The following is a 17,295-nucleotide window of genomic DNA, read 5'->3' on the forward strand; positions in this document are numbered from 1 at the left end:
CCCCTGAAAGGAACATCGTGATGACCGCCGACGATCTGCCCAAGCGCACACCGGGCAAGGCCCTGGAAGAGGGGACACCCAAAGAGCTCGAGCCGTCGCCGGTGAGCCTGTTCAACCTCCGTGCCGGCGACTTGGTGGTCACATCCTTCGAGGTGGCCCGCTTACGCCGGGCACGCCGCGGCCAGAGCGCCCCGGAGTCCGCGGGATGACTGCCGTACGCGAAACCAGTACGCCCGAGTACTGGAACGACCACTACGAGGCCGGCAGACACCAGCCCCGCATCACCGGGGGCGAGCTGAACAAGTTCAACGTGTACGTCGGCCCTAAAAGCGGCATGGCCGCACTCGATGCCGGGTGTGGGCGGGGCAAGTTCGCCGCCTACCTGGGAACCAGGGGTCTTGATGTGCTGGGCCTGGATTTCGCTGCGAGGGCTGTTGATGAAGCGCGGCGGGGGTTCGAGGACCGGAGCAACGTCACTTTCGATCTGCACGATTTCAACGCCGGTCCCATTCACCGCGGGCTCAAGCCGGGTTCGATCAACATCATCGTGTGCAGGCTGTCGCTCGCGCATATGGATCGTGAGCGTTTCCTGGTCGACGCGAGGCGATGGCTGACGCCGGACGGTGTCCTGCACATCACTACGCACGTCGTCGAGCACGCCCCTGGCGCGCTGCATCACTGCGGCCTGACCAGCAAGGCCGTCGACGATCTCGAAACGGGCTGGGAAAGAGCCACGCGCTACCACTTGAAGGGCGACGGCAGCCTCACCTGCCTGGCTCTGCGCGGCCCTTACCCGGCTGAAAGCTGACACAAGCTCCCGCCCCTGGCCGCCCGTCGCGGGCTGCGGGCAGGGAAGCGGGTCCCGGTACCCGATCCGCGCATCACGGCCCACGGATCACGGGCCGGGAGTCTCCCCCGCCACCGTCACACGGTGGCCGGTGGCGGGGGATGTCCACACCAGAACGCGCAAGCCCCCGGAGGCTCGGCATGCCATCTGCGTTCCCCGTACCGCAGGACGACATGAGACTGCCCGCACAGATGCACCATGCGGCAGTCACCGCGCCGGTCCTGCGCGAACTCCGGCTCGACATCCCCGGCGACACGGGCGTGAAGCTGCTCTCCCGCGTACGCATCAACGGTCGTACTTTGCTCACCGTGCTGTCCTGGCCCGGCGATCATGCGGTGGCCATCCGTGTTTTGCACTGCCTCGTCGACAACGCCGCACAGTATGGCCTCGCCCCCGGGCAGACCGGGAAATACCTGAGTGCCTACCTCCGCGTCACCGAAGCCCACGAGCTTGTCGTTGACGTCACCGACCCGAACCCCACGTTCCCCGGCTTCGACCAGGCCATAGCCGAGAAATCAGACAGCGGTCTGGGACTCGTCGCGAAGGCCGGCGGCGCGCTCTCCTGGTTCCTCACTCCACAAGCTGACGCCAAGACCGTGCGCGCCGTGCTGCCGCAGGCGGGCCTGGAAGCCCCCTGATCACCGCGCCCGGCAGCGTGCTGGCACTCTCGCACGCTGTTGGGCCGGGCCAACTCCCTGCGGCTGGGGCGGACCAGGCTCCGGCTGGGGCCCCGACGAGGAGGACGGCGAACTTATCATCGAGCGGCGCGGCACCGCGCTGTGGAACGTCGAGGCCGCGACCGGCACCTAAGGGGTGAAAAGCACGACCCCAGCGATAATCCGCGCGGGCACGTGTCCTCAGAGCGGCTAGCGGCCCTCGAAGCCGGACTGCTGCGCGGCATGGAACGCGCGGGCGCGGTAGTGCCCGTCTACCAGGCGCACGGCTTTTGCCCGAGGAGGCCTGATCGTGGCTGATCCTGCGCTGGATCAGCGGCGAGGACGCACAGAGCGCGTTCGCCGACGCCCGCGACGGGCTGACGCCGTCCCTGGTCGCCGAGTACGCGGCCGCAATGTGCCGGGCCGTGGCGGACCTGCACGGCCACGGCTGGATGCACGGCGACCTGAAAGAGGAGCACTTCATCATCACGCGTGACGCGGCGGTGCTGCTGGACTTCGCCACGGCGCACAGCCCCTGCCGCCCGCCCCGACCTGACCGGCGTGCACTACTTCGCCAGCAGCGCCCCGGAGATCCTCGTAGCTCTCGCCAACCATCTCCAACCACCCCACTGCCTCATCATCCGAGCCACCCCCGAACTAGCGCTGCGAGAAAGACTCACCGCACACGGATGGGACACCATCGAAACACTGCATCTGATCGACGGATAAGGAACACCACCACGCCCGGCCACCGCGTGCAGAGGAACAAGGGGTGGGCGTGGTCCATGGCTTGAGAAAACACCGCCGCGCCGACCGGTCTGCCCCCCGACCACCATCACGAAGGCGTCACCACACGCCCACTGCACAGTGGTAGACCCGACCACCGGCTGAACCAAAGCACGCAGGGCCCTCTCGGTCCGCTCATGACCGATGCCGGCGAGGACGCCAACCACCGTGAGCCACGAGGACGCCAGCGGTGAGCCACAGGCAGAGCGCGATCACCGCCAATCCGATGCATGCCCGCAGCTCTGGCACGGCATCCCGGTCGGGCAAGGGGCCAGCTGCGCACCGGCGTCCCGACGCACAATCACCGGCATCGGTGTCATCGTCTGACTGCGCACTCGTCGGCGGGCCCTGGGGTGGCTGCGCTGCGCACCGCGCGGGGCAGCACAGTGCGCACCCATCGCATCCGGTCCGCACGCGCAACGGGGCGTCACAGCAACGATGTGCAGTGACCGCCCACGGGCCCTCACCGGTGGATCAGCGGTGGTAGATATCGACCACGCGTGGCGTCATCACCCCCGACCACTCCCCCACCGGACCCGACCACTGCAGGTCACAGCACTGCCGCAGCCGACGGGCGATGCGTCAGCTGCCCGGTACCCGCCCGGCCTGCTCGCTGGCGGCCATGGCGGGTGCGTACTGGCTGATGGACAGTGCTGCCGTCGCCCGCGACCGGCCATCACCGATGGCAAGTGGCGCGAACGCTGGTGTGCAGCGCCAGTGATGGGCTGCATGCGCCGTGTGCGCAGCAGCGATGCGCACTGCGGATACGGCCGATTGCCTCCCCTGGCCGCCGTGCCCCACGGCGATGCGCACCCCTCGCCATCGCTCCGGCGGCGTCCAACAGGCGTTGCAGGGCCTTCTTGGTGTGGTGGGGCCGCGCGCAGTGCGCGGTAGCGCTCGGCGAAGGTTTCGCTGGTGCCGTATCGGTCGGCGAGTGCGGACAGGTCCACCAGCAGCTGCACTGCAGTGGGGTAGTTGCGGCCCTTCTGGTGCGCGATCATCTCGTGGATGCGGCTCCACGCGGCCTCTGGATCGTCCTGGATGGCGGTGAGCCGACGTTGCTGGGCGGCATGCTCCTTTTGACGGTCGGCCTCCTCGCGTTCGGCTTTTTCCTGCGTTTGGCGGGCGTGGCGCTCGGTGGTCACCGCAGGCACGGCGGCTCGCAGTTGGGCAACGGTGCGGTCGGCTGTGCGAGGGAGAGTTGCAGGGTGGGCTAGGCGGAATCGTCGGCGCAGTTCAGTGGCGGCATGGGAGTCGTCGTGGAGGAGGCGTACCAAGGTGGCGTCCTTGTCCGCCGGAGGCAGGGTGCTGACCCAGGACTCCTACATGGCGCGGGTGGGTCCAGGATCGGCGTGCGGGCGAGAAGCGGACGCTGCGGTGATCAGGTCGCAGGTCGGTGAGGGAGTCCGGAAGGTCGGCGAGGCCGGCGGGGAGCGCGGGCTCGACGTCGGCGTCGTCGAGGTCGTTGTTGTTGCGGCAGTGCAGCCAGGCCAGGTAGCGCAGGCGCGCATTCGGGTCGCCTGAAGTCAGTCGGGCGTGGCCCCCAGCGGAAACCGCTCCCTGATAGGGGTACGTATGCCGACGGGCCAGCGTCGGCGCCTCCGGTCGATCCCTCGACACCGCCGCCTACGCCCGGCGTGGCGTGCACGTCGGCCCCTGTGTGCTGCAGAGGGTGCGCTTCGCCGAGTAGGGAGCCAACCTGCGCACCCCGCTCGTCGCTGACCGGCCCATGGACGTGCAGGTCAGCCGACACCCCGTACGCATGTCGTCGAGGTTGCCTCGTGGGAGCCATGTGGGAGTCACGTGGGAGCCGGCCTCACGTGGCCATGGACGATCGCCACCAAAGGTCCAAGGTCCACGCTCCCGACCGTTGCGAGCACAGCGCAGTGACGATGTCAGGCTCTTCGGCGCGTATCACTGCCTGTCGGGCGCGGTGATGGCGTCGCTGTAGAGGCTGAACAGGCGCGGAAGTGAGGTGGGGGTGTGCTGAGCCGCAGGGAGGGCACGCAGAGCGGTCCAGCATTCCTGAGTGAGTCGGCGGGCACGACTGCCGGGCCAGGGCCGGGGCAGCAGCTCCGGAGGCAGCAGCGGGTCGGGGGTCATGGCTCGGCTGAACTCCGCGGCGAGTTCCACGGCCAGGGTGAGCCGCTCGACTCCGGACAGGTCTGTTCCGCGGGCCAGTCGGTCGGCGCAGGTCGCGGCGAAAGCGGCGAGGCGTTCGTGCCGAGCGGCGATCTCACCCAACGGCCAGATGCGGGCGGCGAGTTGCCGAGGGTCGGTGACGCCCCCGATGCGCATGTCGGTGCTGGTGAGGAACGTGACGGAGTCGAGTACGTCGAGATGGCGGGCCTGAGCCTCGACCAGATCGGCGATGGGGTTGGCGGCCACGTACAGGCCGCCCTGGACAGGCGCCGCGCCCAGGTGCAGCAGGGCTTCCCGCAGGGCGTCGCGGTCGGTGCGGCGTGCTTCCGGGATGGCGAAGGCGAACAGGTGCCACGTGCCGTCCCAGGGTGCGAGCCCGCGGTCCTGCCGGTAGGCATAGCGGACATGCTCGGTATCGGGGGCGACGGTGCCGGTCGCGGCATCGGGCACTGCCCGCAGTACGGCCTTGCGCCCCCGCCCTTCCTGGTTGAACCGACCCTCGGTGACAAGGCGTTTGACGCACAGCCGGACCTGCTGGTCGGTCATGCCGAGGAGTCCGGCAACGGCGTAGAGCTCACCGGCGTCGACAGTCCCGTCCTCACGGACCAGGGCGTGCACGAGCAACCTCGTGGGAATCTCGGGACGCTGTGCGTGGTCCGGTTGCGCGTGATTCATCGGGGGATTCCTCCGGCCAGGTCGTCGGGGGTGACGGCACGGTGCATGGTGGTGACGGCACCAAATCCCATCAACGTCCTCAGAAACGGGGTCTGCTGGGTACGCACGTCGCTGAAGCCGTGGCGTTCGTAAAGGGCCTTGGCGCGCGGGTTGACGTCGATGACGTCAAGCCGGATCCGGGAGCAGGCGTTCTCGGCGGCCACGGCGGCGATCTCGCGCAACAGCAGGGCTCCGATGCCGGTGCCGCGGTGTGCCGCGGCCACGCAGATGCCGTCCATCACGAGTTCACCCTCGGCGGGTTTCCGGGTGAGCAGGACGAGCAGGGCAAGCCGGGGCAGTCCTCGCAGCGGGCCGTATCCGGACAGTACGTCGCGTGCCGAGCCGCCGTGCAGAGCGCGGCCCGCGAGGTCGTAGCCGGCGACGCCGACGACGCGGCCCACACCGTCGAGCGCGGTGATGCCGCGGTCGTGATGCAGATGGGAGGCGAGGAACACCAGGCCCTTTTGCGGAGGGCCGAGCGCGCTGCCGAGCTTGCGGCCGAACGCCTCCCAGTACAAGGCGGCCACCTGCTGTTCGGCTCCTTGGGGGATCCCTCGATGCAGACGGGAGACGCCGCTGTCGCCCCGGTCCGCCTCCTCCTGTTGTGCGTCCACGATCCTCCCTCTCCCGGCGCGAGCCGTCCTGCGCCTTCACCGTTCACCTCTACCGACAATCATAGTACGCTCGTATTTGCAACGACCGTTTTCAATTCGATAGTTTCTGAGGAGTGACGTGATCGTTCGACCACGTAACGAGAGCCCCCCGCACCCCCCGGCACGGCAACAGCGGCAAAGCGGCGGCGCCCGGCTGGCACAGGTGGACGCGCTGCGCGGCTTCGCGCTGCTCGGCATCCTGATGGTCAACATCACCTACATGGCCTCCGCCTATCACGGCACCGGCCTGGAGGACCCGGGCCTCAGCGGCCCGGTGAGTGAGGCCGTCCGATGGCTGGTGGCGGTGCTCTTCGAGGCGAAGTTCTTCCTGCTGTTCTCGTTCCTGTTCGGCTACAGCTTCACGCTGCAGATCGACTCGGCCGAGCGGCGCGGCGCCCGGTTCACACCACGCTTCCTGAGGCGCCTGACCGGGCTGTTCGTGATCGGCGTCGTGCACGCCGTCGTCCTCTTTCCCGGCGACATCCTCACTCTGTACGCCGTCCTGGGGCTGATCCTGCTCGCGCTGCGCCGCATCCGGCCCCGTACCGCAGTACGGATCGCGGTGGCACTCCTTGCGGTGACCGCCGTCGCATACGCGTTCCTCGCACTCGCCGCCGGCCACGCAGGCGGGGACGGCACGATCTCTCCGTCCACGGCAGCTGCCGCAGCCCAGGCGACCGAGGCCCTGCGCGGTGGACCGGCATCGGTCATCGGCGCCCACCTCGAGGAACTCCCGGACGTGGCCTTCCTGTTGGTCTTCTTCCAGGCGCCGTCCGCGCTCGCCGCCTTCCTGCTGGGCCTGGCAGCCGGACGCCGGCGAGCCCTCGCGGACACCGACCGGCACCAGCGGCTCCTGCGGCGACTTCAGTGGGTCGGCTTCACGGTCGGGCTGCCGGGCGCCATCGTGTACGCGGACGCGAGCCTGAACCACCCCGAGTCCGCCTACCAGCTCTTCGCCATGGGCCTCGACGTGGTCACCGCTCCCCTGCTGGCCGCGGCCTACGCGGCGACTGTGCTCCGTCTCACCCACGGCCGCCGCGGCCAAAGCCTGGTCAACGCGCTCGCGCCGGCGGGCCGCATGTCGTTGACCAACTACCTCGGTCAGTCCCTGGTCTGCGCCCTGCTGTTCACCGGCCTCGGGGCCGCCCTGGTCGGCCGCGTCCCACCCATCGGAGTCGCGGCGATCGCCTTGACCCTGTTCGCGGTACAGACAGTGGCCAGCCGACGGTGGCTGCGACACCACGCCTACGGCCCGCTGGAGTGGCTGCTGCGCGCCTGGACCACGCTGTCGATACCACCGTGGCACCCGCAGCCCGGAAAACGATCAACCCAGCCATAGTTCTCGTACGTTCATTTCCTTGTCCCGTTCAGGAGCAAAGGTGCATCCGCATGTCCAGTGCGGACATCAGGACCGTCGTGGCCCACACCGGATGAACGCCGCGCCAGGGCGGAGCAAGTCAGAACGCGGCAGCGGGGGGGATTGGACCGGGCTCTTCAGCGACGACTCACCAGCGTCCCATGTGGAAGCCCTGGCCGATGGCTCACTCCCCACCTCCACCCGCCACGCTGGGCTCACGCCGGAGCCCGAATTGGCCGACGCTCCTGCGCCGTCCGTCTGCCCACTGCCCAGTCCGGCTCCGGGGGCCGCTGCCGCCGGAGCCAGTCGCTGTCGGCGAGAACGAGCGGGGCGCGGCGGGCAGCGATGAGCTGCGTGTCTCCCCCGCCCCGCTGGTCTTCTGAGTCGGGAATTCTGTGCAGATATGTGGGCTGGCCGGGCGGCGAAGACTGGGCAGCCGATGGCCGAGTTGACGTTGTCGTGGTGGGCGCGGTTCGTCGAGCATCAGATTGCCGGGCTTGGTGACATGCCGCGTTCCGGTGGCCCTCGGACGATTACCGACGAGCAGGTCGCCGCACTGGTCACCAAGACTTTGGAGTCAACCCCGAAGGACGCCACACACTGGTCAACACGGTCGATGGCCAAGGAGTTGGGACTGTCGCAGTCGAGTGTCTCGCTCATCTGGCGGGCCTTCGGTCTGCAACCCCACCGCAGCGAGACGTTCAAGCTGTCCACCGACCCGTACTTCATCGAGAAGGTCCATGATGCGGTCGGCCTCTACCTCGACCCGCCCGAGCGGGCACTGGTGTTCTGCGTGGACGAGAAGTCGCAGAGCCAGGCCCTGAGTCGCTCTCTGCCGGTACTGCCGATGATGCCCGGGGTGCCCCAGCGCATGACCCACGACTGCGTACGGACGGGCACCACCACCCTGTTTGCCGCGCTCGAGGTCGCCACCGGCAAGGTGATTGGCTCACTCCACCGTCGGCACCGCGCCGAGGAGTTCAAGAAGTTCCTCGTCAAACTCGACCACGAGATCCCGCAGGGCCTGGACGTCCACCTGGTACTGGACAACTACGCCACCCACAAGACCCCGGCCATCAAGACCTGGCTACTGGCGCAGCCGTGCTTCCATCTGCACTTCACGCCAACGGGATCACCCTGGCTCAACCTGGTGGAGCGGTGTTCGCGGAGCTGACGAACAAGCGGATACGACGAGGCATCCACCAGTCCGTCCAGGCCCTGGAGAAGGACATCCGGTCCTGGATCGCCAGATGGAACACTGACCCGAAACCCTACGTCTGGACCAAAACCGCAGACGAGATCCTCAAGCGCCTCGCCGGTTATCTGAACAGAATTCCCGGCTCAGAAGACTAGGACGTGCGGCCCGTGGTCGACGCGAAGCCCAGCCAGGTGTGGCGGTTGTTCCACCAGCACCAGCCGACCTTCGGGGCGTTGCGCCGCTCGCGGCCGTCCCGGCCCGTGCCGTTGCTGATCCAGATCGCCGGCGTACGGGCGTCGAAGTCGCCCTTCGCCTTGCGCAGCCGGGAGCCGATCGTCATGAAGCAGAGGTTGCGCTCCAGCGCGGCCGGCTGCTGCAGCACCCAGTGGATGCCCTCGCTGAGCGTGAGGGGCGTCCGGTCCTCCTTGGTGAGTGCGGGAAGGGCTTCCTCCGGGCTCCAGTTGGACATGTGGTCGCCGCGGTCGATACCGCTCACCAGATAGAGCGGGGCCTCGGGCACCTCGACCGCGCCGACCGGTGCGAAGTCGTCGACGTCGGGCATGTCGACGACCACAAAGCCGGGCTTGTCGCCGCGACGGAGCAGTGGAGCGAGGGCCGAGGCGGGGGCGCGGTCCGGGTGGACGGCGAGCAACGTGTAACCGTCGGCGTCGCCCTCCGTGAACTTCTCGGCGAAGGCGCGCAGTTCGCCGGCGGGGATCCCCGAGATTTCGTGCACGCCGAGCTCGATCAGACGCTGGGCCTGGACGGCGAGCGGTGGGAGAGCGGTCACGGTGGACGATGACTCGGGCACGGTACTCCTTGATTCGGCGCATGCGGGACCGGTAGCGGCCCCGAGGGAACGAGGGAGGCGGGCGGGAGGTTCCCGGCATGGAGCGCCAGTTGCGGCGTACGCGATGGCGATCGGCGTGCGGCAATGAAGAGAACTCAAGACTCAGAAGACTGGGCTCTACCCCAAAAGCGGTGATTCGGGCGTTGGGGGTCAAACCGTTGAGGTCCCGGAGTAGTCGCCGCAGGTCCGGGAGCCCGGACAAGCGCTTTCCAGTCAGCGAGTACGGCCTCATGGGCAGGGTCGGCAGTAAACCCCGGGCCCACGAGGGCATCAAGGTCGGTCAGGGCGTGGTGACTTGATGCCCGCTGCGCGCGCTCCTGCGTCGACGCCTCGCACTCCCCCAGCCGCACCCAAATTAGCCATCTTGCGCTGAGCGGACGCCTCTCGTGCGTGCTTCGCCTTGCCGACCCGTGTTCCGGTGCGGGCATCCGGTCACGAGGTGAGGGCTCTCTGCGCTGCGGAAACTCGGACGGCACACTGCTGGGCGACTCAGTGCGCGGCCGCCTGCTGCGAGTCTCCACGTCGCGCTCACATCTTCTTCACTGACCTATGCATGGCTTTTTCGCCAACGTGGCCACGGCGTGGCGTACTTGACAAAGTGTCATGATCGTTTGGTGTTACGATCTCGGGCACATGCCACGTGGACTTTTTCCTCGGCTTGGCTACAGCCAGGGGGCTCTCCGGGTGGTGAAGGCTGCCCACGCCGAGGGTCCGCATGGACAGATCCGAGAGCTGGACTCCAGCCGCTCAAAGAGAGTCACATGACAATTTTGCAGGATCCGACGGTCTGGGCGCTTGCTGCCGGCGTCCCTGTCGCCACCATGGTGGTCGTTCGCCAGCGAAAAACGACTGAGTCGTTGCGCCGTCAGAAGCGGGGACTCGAAAGCGACCTGACCGAACTTCAGGGCAGCCACGCTGACCTCCAGTCCACCATCGCAGAGCTCCGCAGGGGCTACGACGAGGTGGTCCGACAGGCAAAGGAAGAGGCGGAGAACGCCACCAATACCGTACTGAAGTCTGCGATGCAGACCCTTCAGGGCCTCGCGGCGGAACAGCAGCGGGCCATCTCCGGGCTGCAGAAGAAGTACGGCGATTCGGCCGTGCTGCGGGATCTTCTCGACGTCGACCACATGAACTCGCAGTTCAACCGGCGTGCACAGTCCATTGCCGTGCTCTGCGGCGGGTGGCTCGGCCGGCAGCGGGATGCCGCATCCATCTACGACGTGATCCGCGCAGCTCAGGGCCGTATCCGGCACTACCAGCGCATCGACATCGCCTCGCGGGTGGACATCGCGGTGACCAGCCGCGCCGTCGAGCCGGTCGCGCTGACGGTGGCCGAACTGCTCGACAACGCCACCAGCTATTCGGCGCCGTCCTCCATGGTCGACGTCGAAGTGCGGACGGTGCCCAAGGGCATGTGCATCGTGATCGACGATGCAGGCGTCGGGATGAGCGAGGAAGAGAAGACGGCCGCCACAGCTCTGCTGTCCAGTGGGGCCGCGGTGAGCGTCTCCGAACTCGGCAATCCTCCCGCGTTCGGTTTCGCGGTGATCGGTGCGCTGTGCGCGCGCTTCGGGTTCACGGTCACCATCGACAGCACTTCTCCCTACGGCGGCGTCCGAGCGGTGGTGATGGTGCCGAAGGAGTTGCTGACCGACATGCCGGAACCCGCGAGGCCCACCGCAACGCACGGAGCCAACGCGGGCACAGGGGACAGCGGTTCGGCTCCCGCGACGACAGCGGGCGACCTGCCCCGGCGACAGAACAAGCGCCGCGCCATGGCACTCGTGCCGGACAACCAGCCCGATGAAGCGACTGCGCCGCCGGCCCGGTCGGCGGAGGCACGGGTGGCGGCCATGGGCGCATTTCAGCGCGGCACTCTCAGCGGCCGAAGTGCGGGGGTACCGGCCGCCGAACGCGACACTCCTGCCGATACACACGAAGGATTCGATGCCCCGTGAGCGACGATCTGTCCTGGATGCTCGAGGACGCGCTGGCGATTCCCCATGCCCTGCACGCGGTCCTGATCTCTGCTGACGGCCTGCAGATGTCCCGCACCGCGGAGATCGGCCGGGACGACGCCGACAAGGTGGCCGCCGCCGTGAGCGGACTGCAGTCGCTCAGCCGGTCCGTCGGATTCTTCTGTGGTGACGACGGCACGACCTGGCGCCAGACGCTCATCGAGTTCGACGGTGGCTGGGTGTTCCTGAATGCCGCAGGAGGTGGCTCCTACCTCGCCGTGGCGGCGTCCGCCGAGGTCGACATGGGAGACATCACGTATCGGATGCAGCAGCTGGTCAGCCGACTGGGCAAGGCCATGTCGACCGGCCGCCGCACCGACACGGTCATCTCATGACGGATCCGGACCGTACCGAGCCCGAGCTCGTGTCCGAGGCCGGAGAATTAGTCCGGCCCTATGTCATCACCCGTGGACGTGACCTGCTCGACGAGGGCGCGTTCGCCCTCATCACTCTCGTCACGACATCCACCGATGATCAGCAGCGCCCCCAGCGGCTCTCGCCCGAGGAGCAGCAGATCCTGGAGATGTGCTCCAGCGGCTACCTCTCGGTCGCTGAGATCGCCGCCCATTCCCAGCTGCCTCTGGGTGTCGTCAAGGTGCTGCTCAGTTCCCTCGCCGAGGGGGGCTATCTGGTCACCCGTGCGCCGGTGCCCTCGGCTCGTCTCGCCAACAAGGCCTTGCTTCAGGAGGTGCTCGATGGTCTCAAGGCTCTCTCTGTCTGAGGACGCCTACGTGCGCAGCGGTGCACAGCAGACTGCGGTGAAGATCCTGGTCGTCGGGCACTTCGCCGTCGGCAAGACCACTCTGATCGGCTCGCTCTCCGAGATCGCGCCGCTGTCCACCGAGGAGCAGATGACGAGCCTCTCGGAGAGAGTCGACGACCTCAAGGGAGTGCAGGGGAAGACCACGACTACGGTCGCCCTGGACTTCGGTCGCCTGACCCTCAGCGAGCGCATCGTGCTGTATCTGTTCGGGTCACCGGGCCAGCAGCGGTTCGTCAATCTGTGGGACGACATGGCCCGCGGAGCGCTGGGCGCCCTGGTCCTGGTGGACCCCGAGCGACTGGCCGACAGCTTCGAGGTCATGGATCTGGTCGAGAGCTATGGCCTCGACTTCGCCGTGGCCCTCAACCAGTTCGACGGCAGCGCGGTACACACCCCCGAAGCAGTCCGGGAGGCGCTCGACCTGCTGCCCGACACCCCGGTCGTCACCATCGACGCGCGCGACAAAGCGTCGTCCGTCAACGCCCTGATCACCATGGTCCGCTATCTGCAAAAGCGCGCCGCCCTGGAGCACGCATGACAACCCCTCCCGTACCTCCGCCCGGCTGCCCCGCACACGGCAGCGGGCAGCGCATATCCCTCGACACCCCGGAGTTCGCCGCCAACCCGCACGCGTACTACCGTTACATGCACCAGCTCGGCCCCACGGCGCCGGTCACCATCGCGCCCGGCGTGGAGGCGACCCTGGTGACCGACTACAACGCGGCTCTTGAGCTGTTGCAGGACCCCACTACTTTCCGCAAGGACGCGCGCCGCTGGCGGGCGCTGAACGAGGGCCTCATCCGCCCCGACAGCCCGGTCCTGCCGTTGCTGGCCTACCGGCCGAACTGCATGTTCACCGACGGCGCCGAGCACGTGCGACTGCGGCAGGCCATCACCGAGAGCTTCGCCCGCGTCAGCAACAGCCGGCTGAGCCGCATCGTCAACCAGGCCGCCCAGTTCCTCATCAACCAGTTCAGCGCTCGCGGCAGTACCGACCTGCTCAGGGACTACGCGCAACAGCTGCCCCTGTACGTCTTCAACGAACTCTTCGGCTGCCCGGCGGAGATCGGCGACCGGGTCCTGTTCGGCATCTCCGGCATGTTCGACGGCGTCAATGCCGAGCAGGCCAGCCAGGTCCTGCTCCAGGCGGTCGGCGAGCTGGTGGCACTCAAGCGCGTCCATCCCGGGGAGGACATCACGTCCTACCTGATGCAGCACCCGGCACAGCTGACCGACGAGGAACTGGCGCACACGCTGGTGCTGCTCCTCGGCGCGGGCGGCGAGCCGGAAGGCAACCTCATCGGCAACGCCTTCTACACGATGCTGACCGTTGAGGAGTACGCGCGCAACGGGCAGTTCGACAAGGCCCTCGATGACACCCTGTGGCGCAACGCGCCCATGTCCAACTACGCGCCGCACTACCCGGTCTCCGACACAGACGTGGCCGGCGACAAGGTCCGCGCCGGTGAGCTGGTCCTGGTGTCCTTCGGTGCCGCCAATACGGCGCTCGCGGACCAGGGGGCCGACACCCGCGGTCACCTGGCCTGGAGCGCAGGCCCGCACGCCTGCCCGTCCAAGGAACCGGCCAGGCTCATCGCCCTGACCGGCCTGGAGGCTCTGTTCAACGCGCTGCCGGACGTTGAACTCGCGGTCCCCGCGGACAGCCTCACCTGGCGGCCCGGCCCCTTCAACCGGGCTCTGGCCAGCCTGCCCGTCCGCTTCGGAGCGGTCACCCCGCGCCCCGCGGCCGCGCCTGAGCCGACGGCCGCATCCCCTCGCCACCAGACGCACCCTCCCCTGGCACCCACGCCCGCGCCCGCGCCCGCGGAGCCGCAGGCCACCGGCAAGCCGGCGCGCTGGAGCAGCTTCGTGAGGTGGCTGACGGGCCAGTAGCCGGTGCACCCCCTGTGACGCAGGCGACACAGGCAGTTGTTGTAGCCTGCATGAAAGATCAACTGCTGGGGTAGGACAGCGCGGAGTGTCTGGAGTGACACGAGATAAAGGAGAGGCAGTGAACCTCGCAACCTCCGCGCCCCGTTCCGCAGGCAACCGGCCGGGCCAACGGCGCACCACATCCAGCAGCCGGAACTCGTGCGGGTGCGACGACCCCGACAAGGCGCAGGGCCGAATACTCGCCGCTTACGGCGGATCGGCCCTCGTCTCCTGCCTCGTTGGCGCAGCACGTCCCCGTACCTCCGCGCCATACGGACGCTTCTTGCGCCGTACCGTGCGAGGAACGCGATGACGTCCCTGCCGGAGGCGGGCATACCGGCAGACGAACCCGGTAAGGCCACGCTCGGCGATCACGTGCTGGGCCAACTACAGCGCCTCGGCGCCGCGGTGGGCCTGAACAAGGCGGACACCGCGCTGTACGGGCAGGTCCTGCTCGACTCCCTCGCGGACTCCGCCCGGCGACCGTTGTCTCTGCCCCCGGCGTCGCCCAGCTTCCTCTCCGACGACCACACCCCCGTCGAGTTCTCCCTGGCCTGCACGGCGGACGCCGCCCCGGCACCGCGGGTGCTCGTGGAGCCCGGATGGGCCCACGAGGACATGGGCGACAGCGGCCGCGCCGGACTCGAGGCCATCCACGCGATGGCCGCCCGCTGGAACTTCTCCACCGCCCAACTCGACACCCTGCACGACTTGTTCCTACCCGACACGGCCGAGGGGCCGCTGTCGCTGTGGTATGCGCTCGATCTGCGCACGGGAGGCGTCCCCGGCGTCAAGGTCTATCTGAACCCCTCCGCCGCCGGACCCGAGCACGCTGCACACACCGTGCAAGAGGCGCTACGCCGACTTGGCTACGACAAGGCCTTCGCGCAGCTTCCCCCCGCGGCGGGCTATCCGTTCCTCGCCCTGGACCTGGGCTCCTGGGAGTCACCTCGCGTCAAGGTCTACGTGAAGCACCCGCGTATGTCGGCCGACGACGCCTGCGCGTTCAGCGATGCCTCCGGGGCCGCAGCGGCAGACATCCGCCACTTCTTCCACGCGGCTGCCGGCCCCCTCCCGCCATCCGGGCAGCACGGGGACGGTACGCCACGCCTGCTGCGGCGGTCCGCGCTCACCTGCCATTCCTTCACCGAAGGCGACAGCGACCCCAGCGGCTTCACCCTCCACATCCCCGTCCGTGACTACGTGCGCGACGACGAGGAGGCCCTCGACCGGGCAACCGCCCTGCTGACCCGGTTCGGCATGGACCCCACGGTCCTGCGCCGGAGCCTGCGCGCTCTCACACAACGACAACTCACCGACGGTGTGGGGCTGATCGCCTACCTCGCTCTCGTGCACGAGCGAAGCCGGCAGCCCCGCATCACGGCCTATCTGTCCTCTGAGGCCTATCTGACCAGGGCGCCGACAGAGCAGTACGCGCAAGTCGGCCTGTTAGCCGCACACCGCACCCAGAGCGCTCTGAACTCCGGTCGCAAGGCCGCCGATCATGCCATCCCGCACACCGCACCAAAGGAAGTCTCGTGGAGCCGTACCGCATCAAAGTTGTAGAACCGATCGCGTTCACCACCCGAGCGGAGCGCGAGGCCGCGCTGAAGCGGGTCGCCTACAACCCCTTCGATCTGCGTGCCGACGAGGTCACCATCGACCTGCTGAGCGACTCGGGGACCGGCGCCATCTCCGCGGACCAGCTCGCCGCGGGCATGCACGGCGACGAGTCCTACGCCGGCAGCCGCAGCTACTACCGGTGGCACGAGGTCGTCTCCGAACTCACCGGATACCCCCACATCCTGCCGGCACACCAGGGCCGCGCCGCCGAGCGCATCCTGTTCTCCGCGCTGCTCAAGCCCGGCACGAGCGTGCTGTCCAACACCCACTTCGACACCACCCGCGCCAACGTCGAACTGACCGGCTGCCAGGCCTACGACCTGCCCTGCGCCGAGGCGAAGGACCTCGACAGCGACTACCCGTTCAAGGGCAACATCGACCTGCTCGCCCTCGAGCAGGCGTTGGAGAACGCGCATCAAGCGCCCGTGGCGGCCGTGCTGATGACCATCACCAACAATGGTGGCGGTGGCCAGCCGGTCAGCATGGAGAACCTGTACCGGACCGCCGAACTGTGCCGCCGCCACGACGTCCCCCTGATCCTGGATGCCGCACGTTTCGCGGAGAACGCCTGGCTGGTGACCCAGCGCGAGCCCGGCTACGCCAACCGCACCCCCCGCCAGGTCGCCGAGGAAGCCTTCCGCCTCGCGGACGGCTGCGTCATGAGCGCGAAGAAGGACGGCATCGTCCACATCGGCGGCTTCATCGGTCTCAAGGACCCTGAACTCGCCGAGAAGTGCGCGGGCCTGCTCATCGCCACCGAGGGCTTCACCACCTACGGCGGCCTGGCCGGCCGTGACCTCGACATGATGGCCCGCGGGCTTGTGGAAGTCACCGAACCGGCCTACCTCGCCGAACGCGCCGACATAGCCGCCCACCTCGCCGCACGCATCCGCGAGGCCGGAGTCGACATCGTGGAGCCGGCAGGCCTGCACGCCCTCTACGTCAACGCCGGGCGGCTGCTGCCCCACATCCCCCCGCACCAGTACCCGGGCACCGCACTGGTCTGTGAGCTCTACCTCCGCGGAGGCATCCGCTCGGCGGAGCTGGGCAGCCTGTACCTCGGGGAAGAGGACGAACAAGGCAACTCCATCAAGACCGCACCTTATGAACTCGTGCGGCTGGCACTCCCCCGTCGGGTCTACACCCGCAGCCACTACGACCATGTCGCCGCCACCCTGGCCGACATAGCCAAAAACCCCGAATCGGTGCACGGCTACCGCATCGTGGGTCAGTCGCCGATCCTTCGCCATTTCAGCATCAAGCTGGAGCCCGTGCAGTCCGGCGGCTGATCTCAACTCGGCACGTCGCGTCGCGCAAGAGTGGGGCCGGCAGCGCCGGCTCCCACTTGCGCCGCAAGGGCGGCGACGGCAGCGCAGCGCAAAAGACGACAAGGTGGGCCGCCCAGGTGTCCTTCTTGAGGGCCCGCTGACCGTCCGCCAGAGCTCCCGACTCATCCGCGTCCCCTCGGTACCATCCGAACCTCATCTACCGGTGACCAGTCGGGTCACTTCCACTGCTTCACGGGGCGAACGTGTCACACCTCCAAGAGTGCCGGGCCCCACGTCTTTCGGGCCATGACCGACGGCTCAGCGCAGGGCATGTGCGCCTCGCCGAATACACCGGACTCTCCAGCGTCATCCGTATCGTCGGGTGATCCGTACTGTCGAGCGATGTGATCACTCGATCGTGAGTTCTTCCGTTCTCCGTCCGACAACGGCGGGATGCTCGCAAGGGCGGCGCGTGACCAGCGCCG

At 68.2% G+C, this 17,295-nt stretch carries 16 protein-coding genes and 1 pseudogene; 14 read left to right on the forward strand and 3 right to left on the reverse strand.

Annotation, left to right across the window (positions count from 1 at the left end):
* Window positions 1–20: 20 nt before the first annotated feature.
* The 5 genes from ACWGIH_RS35665 (at window position 21) to ACWGIH_RS35685 (ending at window position 3,813) form a co-directional block, all read left to right on the forward strand.
* The gene (locus ACWGIH_RS35665) at window positions 21–209 is read left to right on the forward strand and encodes a hypothetical protein (protein WP_453449500.1); all 189 of its coding nucleotides are present in this window, start codon (window positions 21–23) and stop codon (window positions 207–209) included.
* Window positions 206–808, forward strand: a complete 603-nt coding sequence (locus ACWGIH_RS35670) for a class I SAM-dependent methyltransferase (RefSeq protein ID WP_453449501.1) — start codon at window positions 206–208, stop codon at window positions 806–808. The genes ACWGIH_RS35665 and ACWGIH_RS35670 overlap by 4 nt, the downstream gene beginning before the upstream one ends.
* Before the next feature lie 179 nt (window positions 809–987).
* Window positions 988–1,485 carry an ATP-binding protein gene (locus ACWGIH_RS35675; RefSeq protein WP_453449502.1) on the forward strand — a complete coding sequence of 166 codons (498 nt, stop codon included), beginning with the start codon at window positions 988–990 and terminating at the stop codon, window positions 1,483–1,485.
* Between the two features lie 1,808 nt (window positions 1,486–3,293).
* A complete protein-coding gene (locus ACWGIH_RS35680) occupies window positions 3,294–3,506 on the forward strand; it encodes a hypothetical protein (protein WP_453449503.1) in 213 nt (70 codons plus the stop codon).
* A 61-nt stretch (window positions 3,507–3,567) separates the two neighbouring features.
* Window positions 3,568–3,813: a hypothetical protein gene (locus ACWGIH_RS35685; RefSeq protein WP_453449504.1), complete on the forward strand. Its 246-nt coding sequence runs from the start codon at window positions 3,568–3,570 to the stop codon at window positions 3,811–3,813.
* Between the two features lie 390 nt (window positions 3,814–4,203).
* Here ACWGIH_RS35685 and ACWGIH_RS35690 read toward each other — a convergent pair whose 3' ends face one another.
* Entirely contained in the window at window positions 4,204–5,106 is a 903-nt protein-coding gene (locus ACWGIH_RS35690) for a PaaX family transcriptional regulator C-terminal domain-containing protein (protein WP_453449505.1), read from the reverse strand.
* Window positions 5,103–5,759, reverse strand: a complete 657-nt coding sequence (locus ACWGIH_RS35695) for a GNAT family N-acetyltransferase (RefSeq protein WP_453449506.1) — start codon at window positions 5,757–5,759, stop codon at window positions 5,103–5,105. Before ACWGIH_RS35695 ends, ACWGIH_RS35690 begins: the two co-directional genes overlap by 4 nt.
* Before the next feature lie 118 nt (window positions 5,760–5,877).
* Here ACWGIH_RS35695 and ACWGIH_RS35700 point away from each other — a divergent pair, with 118 nt between their 5' ends.
* Window positions 5,878–7,137, forward strand: a complete 1,260-nt coding sequence (locus ACWGIH_RS35700) for a DUF418 domain-containing protein (protein ID WP_453449507.1) — start codon at window positions 5,878–5,880, stop codon at window positions 7,135–7,137.
* A gap of 478 nt (window positions 7,138–7,615) precedes the next feature.
* Window positions 7,616–8,508: pseudogene (locus tag ACWGIH_RS35705) on the forward strand (IS630 family transposase); the annotation flags it as partial.
* Here ACWGIH_RS35705 and ACWGIH_RS35710 read toward each other — a convergent pair.
* Window positions 8,505–9,164, reverse strand: a complete 660-nt coding sequence (locus ACWGIH_RS35710) for a DUF5701 family protein (protein WP_453449508.1) — start codon at window positions 9,162–9,164, stop codon at window positions 8,505–8,507. The pseudogene ACWGIH_RS35705 and the gene ACWGIH_RS35710 overlap by 4 nt on opposite strands.
* A gap of 800 nt (window positions 9,165–9,964) precedes the next feature.
* Here ACWGIH_RS35710 and ACWGIH_RS35715 point away from each other — a divergent pair.
* From ACWGIH_RS35715 to ACWGIH_RS35745, 7 genes are all read left to right on the forward strand, one after another.
* Window positions 9,965–11,164, forward strand: coding sequence for an ATP-binding protein (locus tag ACWGIH_RS35715; RefSeq protein WP_453449509.1), 1,200 nt, complete (start codon window positions 9,965–9,967; stop codon window positions 11,162–11,164).
* On the forward strand, window positions 11,161–11,559 hold the full coding sequence (locus tag ACWGIH_RS35720; RefSeq protein WP_371749953.1) for a roadblock/LC7 domain-containing protein: 399 nt from the start codon (window positions 11,161–11,163) through the stop codon (window positions 11,557–11,559). Before ACWGIH_RS35715 ends, ACWGIH_RS35720 begins: the two co-directional genes overlap by 4 nt.
* Complete coding sequence (locus tag ACWGIH_RS35725) at window positions 11,556–11,945, forward strand: DUF742 domain-containing protein (protein ID WP_363213271.1); 390 nt, start codon at window positions 11,556–11,558, stop codon at window positions 11,943–11,945. Before ACWGIH_RS35720 ends, ACWGIH_RS35725 begins: the two co-directional genes overlap by 4 nt.
* Complete coding sequence (locus ACWGIH_RS35730; RefSeq protein ID WP_160509866.1) at window positions 11,920–12,525, forward strand: GTP-binding protein; 606 nt, start codon at window positions 11,920–11,922, stop codon at window positions 12,523–12,525. The genes ACWGIH_RS35725 and ACWGIH_RS35730 overlap by 26 nt, the downstream gene beginning before the upstream one ends.
* Window positions 12,522–13,880, forward strand: coding sequence for a cytochrome P450 (locus ACWGIH_RS35735; RefSeq protein ID WP_453449510.1), 1,359 nt, complete (start codon window positions 12,522–12,524; stop codon window positions 13,878–13,880). Before ACWGIH_RS35730 ends, ACWGIH_RS35735 begins: the two co-directional genes overlap by 4 nt.
* 348 nt (window positions 13,881–14,228) lie before the next feature.
* Entirely contained in the window at window positions 14,229–15,485 is a 1,257-nt protein-coding gene (locus ACWGIH_RS35740) for a tryptophan dimethylallyltransferase family protein (protein WP_453449511.1), read from the forward strand.
* Entirely contained in the window at window positions 15,458–16,831 is a 1,374-nt protein-coding gene (locus ACWGIH_RS35745; RefSeq protein WP_453449512.1) for a tryptophanase, read from the forward strand. The genes ACWGIH_RS35740 and ACWGIH_RS35745 overlap by 28 nt, the downstream gene beginning before the upstream one ends.
* The last annotated feature ends 464 nt before the right edge of the window (window positions 16,832–17,295 follow it).

The sequence above is a fragment of the Streptomyces sp. NPDC054872 genome, assembly GCF_053610705.1.